This is a genomic window from bacterium, from assembly GCA_029210965.1.
Classification (GTDB): Bacteria; BMS3Abin14; BMS3Abin14; order BMS3Abin14; family BMS3Abin14; genus JALHUC01.
Genome location: JARGFZ010000109.1, coordinates 1 through 1030, shown reverse-complemented (window position 1 = coordinate 1030; position 1030 = coordinate 1). Strand labels below are relative to the sequence as shown.

Sequence of the window (1030 nt, the reverse complement as noted above, 5' to 3'; positions counted from 1 at the left end):
CTCTTGACTAACACCAATGCTTGACGCAAACTTCAAAAATGATGGAGAAAAGAATGAAAATCCCCGTCGACAATGCCAGGCTTGCTGATTTTTGTCGCCGCCACCATATTCGTAAACTCGCTTTCTTCGGATCTGTCCTTCGAGATAGTTTCTCTCCGCAAAGCGACGTTGATGTATTGGTGGAGTTTGCGGAGGACGCTGCCGTCGGCCTCATCCGTTTATCCGCTATCGAACGGGAGCTTTCAGCGCTGCTAGGCAGGAAGGCCGACCTCAATACTCCGGGGTTTCTGAACAGATCGTTCCGAAGCCGGGTACTTGCCGAAGCAGAGGTCCATTTTGTCTCAGAGTAACGATTCTCTCCGGCTCGGACACATGTTGGAGCTTGCCAGAGAAGCGATGGAGATACTCGGGGACAGGGCGCTTGATGCCCTCTTCGCCGATCGCGTTCTGCAACTGGCTCTTCTTCACCTGGTGGGAGTTATCGGTGAGGCAGCGGCAAAGGTTACAGAAGAAGGAAGGAAGACACGCCCTGGCATCCCGTGGAGAGATGTGGTGGGGATGAGAAATCGCCTGATTCACGGCTATGATGAAGTTGACCTGAAAGTGCTTTACGACACTATCCGCTACGATCTGCCGGAATTGGTCAGGGAGCTGGATAAAACTTAACATCACCTAATTCGCCATCGCAGGAGGGAACAACGGTATTGTTTCACGCTCACTCACTCGCTTCGCTCTAGTTCCGGGTGCTCGGCGCTATCGCGCCTCGAGTTCCGGGTTCCGAGTTCCAGGTTTCAGATTTTTTCCCCGTTTCCCCGCCTGTCCTGAGCTTGGCGAAGGGTGAAACGAACGGGCGTGAGACCGCTTTTGATTTTCTCAGCCTTACAACTTTCCTTTTGCTCCTTTTCCTCCAAGTTTTTGAAACAGAATCAACACCGGAAGCAATAGTAAAAATGCAACAAGTGACATCAAAAGAAGGACTCTTCTCAATTGGAGATAACGCATCACTCCTCTCCCTGAACTGGACAAGTTC

3 protein-coding genes are annotated in these 1030 nt (G+C 51.3%); 2 read left to right on the top strand and 1 reads right to left on the bottom strand.

Annotated elements, in window-relative coordinates; all coding sequences use genetic code 11:
• The first annotated feature begins 53 nt into the window (after nucleotides 1-53).
• Together P1S59_14500 and P1S59_14495 are read left to right on the top strand one after the other, a co-directional pair.
• Nucleotides 54-350: a nucleotidyltransferase domain-containing protein gene (locus P1S59_14500; GenBank protein MDF1527435.1), complete on the top strand. Its 297-nt coding sequence runs from the start codon at nucleotides 54-56 to the stop codon at nucleotides 348-350.
• Nucleotides 337-666 (top strand): DUF86 domain-containing protein, encoded by a 330-nt coding sequence (locus P1S59_14495; protein MDF1527434.1) that lies wholly within the window; start codon nucleotides 337-339, stop codon nucleotides 664-666. Before P1S59_14500 ends, P1S59_14495 begins: the two co-directional genes overlap by 14 nt.
• Nucleotides 667-733: 67 nt before the next feature.
• On the opposite strand, the gene P1S59_14490 is transcribed toward P1S59_14495, so the two are convergent.
• Nucleotides 734-1030, bottom strand: a 297-nt coding sequence (locus P1S59_14490) for a hypothetical protein (GenBank protein MDF1527433.1), incomplete at its 5' end; no start/stop codon positions are given.